6 protein-coding genes are annotated in these 3,835 nt (G+C 60.2%); 3 read left to right on the forward strand and 3 right to left on the reverse strand.

Going from position 1 to position 3,835, the window contains the following annotated elements; translation table 11 throughout:
- Positions 1 to 114 precede the first annotated feature (114 nt).
- Positions 115 to 273 (reverse strand): DUF3309 family protein, encoded by a 159-nt coding sequence (locus tag AC3WJW_RS22145; RefSeq protein WP_172435350.1) that lies wholly within the window; start codon positions 271 to 273, stop codon positions 115 to 117.
- A 278-nt stretch (positions 274 to 551) separates the two neighbouring features.
- Between AC3WJW_RS22145 and AC3WJW_RS22150 the strand changes: the two genes are divergently transcribed.
- The 3 genes from AC3WJW_RS22150 to csrA all read left to right on the forward strand — a co-directional run bounded on the left by AC3WJW_RS22150 (position 552) and on the right by csrA (position 2,104).
- On the forward strand, positions 552 to 1,367 hold the full coding sequence (locus AC3WJW_RS22150) for an SDR family oxidoreductase (protein WP_493727406.1): 816 nt from the start codon (positions 552 to 554) through the stop codon (positions 1,365 to 1,367).
- A 64-nt stretch (positions 1,368 to 1,431) separates the two neighbouring features.
- A complete protein-coding gene (locus AC3WJW_RS22155; RefSeq protein WP_008004345.1) occupies positions 1,432 to 1,764 on the forward strand; it encodes a YnfA family protein in 333 nt (110 codons plus the stop codon).
- A 154-nt stretch (positions 1,765 to 1,918) separates the two neighbouring features.
- Positions 1,919 to 2,104 carry a carbon storage regulator CsrA gene (gene csrA, locus AC3WJW_RS22160; RefSeq protein ID WP_126049896.1) on the forward strand — a complete coding sequence of 62 codons (186 nt, stop codon included), beginning with the start codon at positions 1,919 to 1,921 and terminating at the stop codon, positions 2,102 to 2,104.
- Positions 2,105 to 2,108: 4 nt separating this feature from the next.
- Here csrA and AC3WJW_RS22165 read toward each other — a convergent pair whose 3' ends face one another.
- Both AC3WJW_RS22165 and AC3WJW_RS22170 read right to left on the reverse strand, forming a co-directional pair.
- Positions 2,109 to 2,336, reverse strand: a complete 228-nt coding sequence (locus AC3WJW_RS22165) for a YheU family protein (RefSeq protein WP_003199186.1) — start codon at positions 2,334 to 2,336, stop codon at positions 2,109 to 2,111.
- A 210-nt stretch (positions 2,337 to 2,546) separates the two neighbouring features.
- Entirely contained in the window at positions 2,547 to 3,737 is a 1,191-nt protein-coding gene (locus AC3WJW_RS22170; RefSeq protein WP_493727407.1) for an osmoprotectant NAGGN system M42 family peptidase, read from the reverse strand.
- Positions 3,738 to 3,835 lie beyond the last annotated feature (98 nt).

The raw sequence follows: 3,835 nt of genomic DNA on the forward strand, positions 1-3,835 counted from the left end.
CTCCAGATCGCAAAAGCAAGATCAAAAGATCGCAGCCTTCGGCAGCTCCTACAGATATTTCGTAATCTGTGTTCCCCGGGATTCCGTGAAGTACCTTTTTTTGCCTGGCGGTTTTTATATTCGGCCAAGCAAGAGCAGGATCAACAGCACCACCAACACGACGCCGATGATTCCGGACGGGCCGTAACCCCAACTTCTGGAGTGCGGGAAGACCGGTAAACCACCAATCAGTAACAGGATCAGAATGATGATCAGTATTGTGCCCATGTCTATTTCCTTGTTGAAAATGCAGTGGAATGACCATGCCAATCAGGTCAGCGGGAATGAAGTAAATTCGAGCTGCTTAAAAAATCCGACTCTCGCGCCTGCCGGAAAATTCCAAGTTTTTTTGAAGTATTTCGGACAGGTTCTTATTTCTTTTGTGATTGCCTTAGTTGCTTGTGACGCGCCCGCGGTTTGCTCGGGCCATTCAGCAATCTGATGGAGCGTGGGTCGGGCAATTTCCTTCGCTACACTCGATGCATCTTCCGAGAACAACAAGGCTGTTTGCTATGCAAAATCGCATGATGATCACTGGTGCAGGCTCTGGCCTGGGTCGCGAAATCGCGCTGCGCTGGGCGCGTGAAGGTTGGCAGCTGGCCTTGTCGGACGTCAGCGAGCCCGGTTTGCAGGAAACCCTGAAGCTGGTCCGTGAAGCCGGTGGCGATGGTTTTATCCAGCGCTGCGACGTGCGCGACTACAGCCAACTGACGGCGTTCGCCCAGGCCTGTGAAGTCAAGCTCGGCGGCATCGATGTGATCGTCAATAACGCCGGTGTCGCCTCTGGCGGCTTCTTCAGTGAGTTGTCCCTGGAGGACTGGGACTGGCAGATCGCGATCAACCTGATGGGCGTGGTCAAGGGCTGCAAGGCTTTCCTGCCGCTGCTGGAACAAAGCAAAGGCAAGATCATCAACATCGCGTCCATGGCCGCGCTGATGCAAGGCCCGGCGATGAGCAACTACAACGTGGCCAAGGCGGGCGTGGTGGCGTTGTCCGAAAGCCTGCTGATCGAGCTGGCGCATCAGGAAGTCGGCGTACATGTGGTGTGCCCGTCGTTCTTCCAGACCAACCTGCTGGACTCCTTCCGCGGCCCGACCCCGGCCATGAAAGCCCAGGTCGGCAAGCTGCTGGAAAGCTCGCCGATCAGCGCCGCCGACATAGCCGACTACATCTACCGGCAGGTCGCTGCCGGCGAGTTCATGATCCTGCCCCACGAACAGGGCCGCATGGCCTGGGCGATCAAGCAGAAGGACCCGCAATTGCTCTACAACGAAATGACCGTCATGGCCGACAAAATGCGCGCCAAGGCCAGGCAATCCGCAAGCTGATCTTGCCCGCAGGCAACGCTGTGGTTAGGGTGGCCGCCATCGGCCATCCTTGCGAGACGCTTGCATGCTCAATTACCTGTGGTTTTTCCTCGCCGCGCTGTTCGAAATTGCCGGTTGCTTTGCCTTCTGGATGTGGCTGCGCCAGGGTAAAAGCATGTGGTGGGTGGTGCCGGCGCTCCTCAGCCTGACCCTGTTCGCCCTGCTGCTGACCCGTATCGAGGCCACCTACGCCGGCCGCGCCTACGCTGCCTACGGTGGCATCTATATCATTGCCTCGATTGGTTGGCTGGCCGTGGTCGAACGGATTCGTCCGCTGGGTTCGGACTGGCTCGGTGTGGCGCTGTGTGTGATTGGCGCGAGTATCATCCTGTTCGGGCCACGATTCTCCGCGTCCTGACAGCTCGTCCCTACAATTACCCGGCATGTCGGACGTTTCCGTCAGCGGTGTGGCTCAGGGGCTGTCAGTCCGGTCCGGTTTGCTGTCGGAGCATTGTAGGCGCACGGCGGGCCGGGCATCTTCAGGGGCCAGTAACCCCTGAAGGACACTCCTTATGCTCGTACTCAGTCGCGTTGTGGGCGAAACCATTTCCATCGGTGACAACATTTGCGTGCGCGTTCTCGCGATCAACGGAAACCACGTTCGCTTTGGCGTCGAAGCGCCCCAGGACGTCAATGTGCACCGCTCCGAAATCTATGAACGCATCCAGAACAAACTGGAGAAAACCAAGGAACGCTGACGCTTCAGTCAAACAGGTGCTTGGGCACGTCATGCTTGAGCATCAGTTGGCATTGCTCGCTTTCCGGGTCGAAGACAATCAGTGCCTGGCCCTTGGTCAGCGCTTGGCGCACGCGCAGCACGCGGGTTTCCAGCGGCGTGTCGTCACCGTTGTCGGTGCCGTCGCGGGTCACGAAATCCTCGATCAGGCGGGTGAGGGTGTCGACTTCAAGTTGGTCGTGGGGGATCAGCATAGGCACCTCGGTTGGATCAATGGCGCGATGCTACGGCGTATGGCCGGTATCGGCTAGCCTGGGATTTGATGTTGTCTGCACTGACGCCATCGCGAGCAAGCTCGCTCCCACAGGGTTCAGCGGCGAACCGAAGATTTGTGTTCACCACCGATCAACTGTGGGAGCGAGCTTGCTCGCGATAGCGGTTTACCCGGCGATGAAGATCCTGGATCAGTTCTCCGACCGCTGCCCCACCAGGCTGTCCACCGAAGGCACCCGAGTATCGCTTTCCATCTGTGTGTCATGTTCGAGCTGATGGCTGAACCGGTCCAGTGAGCCCTTGGCCGGTTGCGCATCGCTGGCAAACACCGGAGGGCTGAGGATGTACGCACCGAGCAGGCGGCTCAGGGCGGCGAGGCTGTCGATGTGGGTGCGTTCGTAACCGTGGGTGGCGTCGCAGCCGAAGGCCAGCAGGGCGGTGCGAATGTCGTGGCCGGCGGTGACCGCCGAATGCGCGTCGCTGAAGTAGTAGCGGAACAGGTCGCGGCGTGCCGGCAGCTCGTTGTCGCTGGCCAGGCGCAAGAGGTGGCGCGACAGATGATAGTCATACGGCCCACCGGAATCCTGCATCGCGATGCTTACCGCGTGTTCGCTGGAGTGTTGGCCGGGCGCGACCGGTGCGATGTCGATGCCGACGAATTCACTGACGTCCCAAGGCAACGCCGCCGCGGCACCGCTGCCGGTTTCCTCGGTGATGGTGAACAACGGATGGCAGTCGATCATCAGTTCTTCGTCACTGTCGACGATGGCTTTGAGGGCCGCCAGCAGCGCGGCCACTCCGGCCTTGTCATCGAGGTGGCGGGCGCTGATATGGCCGCTTTCGGTGAACTCCGGCAACGGGTCGAAGGCGACGAAATCGCCGACGCTGATGCCCAGCGACTCGCAGTCGGCGCGGGTGGCGCAGTAGGCATCCAGGCGCAACTCGATGTGATCCCAACTGATCGGCATTTCATCCACGGCGGTATTGAACGCGTGCCCGGACGCCATCAACGGCAGGACGCTGCCGCGGATCACGCCGTTGTCGGTAAACAGGCTGACCCGGCTGCCTTCGGCAAAGCGGCTGGACCAGCAGCCGACCGGCGCGAGGGTCAGGCGGCCGTTGTCCTTCACCGCACGCACCGCTGCGCCGATGGTGTCCAGGTGGGCGGAAACGGCACGATCGGGGCTGTTTTTCTTGCCCTTGAGCGTGGCGCGGATGGTGCCGCGACGGGTCAGCTCGAAGGGAATGCCCAGTTCTTCAAGGCGTTCGGCGACGTAGCGCACGATGGTGTCGGTGAACCCGGTGGGGCTGGGAATGGCGAGCATTTCCAGCAGGACTTTTTGCAGGTAAGCGAGGTCCGGTTCGGGGATTTTGCTGGTCATGGAAACTCCTGATGAGTTGAGGTGCCTGGACTGGCCCCTTCGCGAGCAGGCTCGCTCCCACCCGTCTCCTCTACACCTCCCCCACTGCTCACGATCAA

This window comes from Pseudomonas sp. GW821-FHT07G06 (assembly GCF_058986625.1).

Bases quoted from the DNA above. Each gene is read 5' to 3' on its own strand.
- AC3WJW_RS22150 (WP_493727406.1), top strand. From the start codon at position 552: ATGCAAAATCGCATGATGATCACTGGTGCAGGCTCTGGCCTGGGTCGC.
- AC3WJW_RS22155 (WP_008004345.1), top strand. From the start codon at position 1,432: ATGCTCAATTACCTGTGGTTTTTCCTCGCCGCGCTGTTCGAAATTGCC.
- csrA (WP_126049896.1), top strand. From the start codon at position 1,919: ATGCTCGTACTCAGTCGCGTTGTGGGCGAAACCATTTCCATCGGTGAC.
- AC3WJW_RS22165 (WP_003199186.1), bottom strand. From the start codon at position 2,336: ATGCTGATCCCCCACGACCAACTTGAAGTCGACACCCTCACCCGCCTG.
- AC3WJW_RS22170 (WP_493727407.1), bottom strand. From the start codon at position 3,737: ATGACCAGCAAAATCCCCGAACCGGACCTCGCTTACCTGCAAAAAGTC.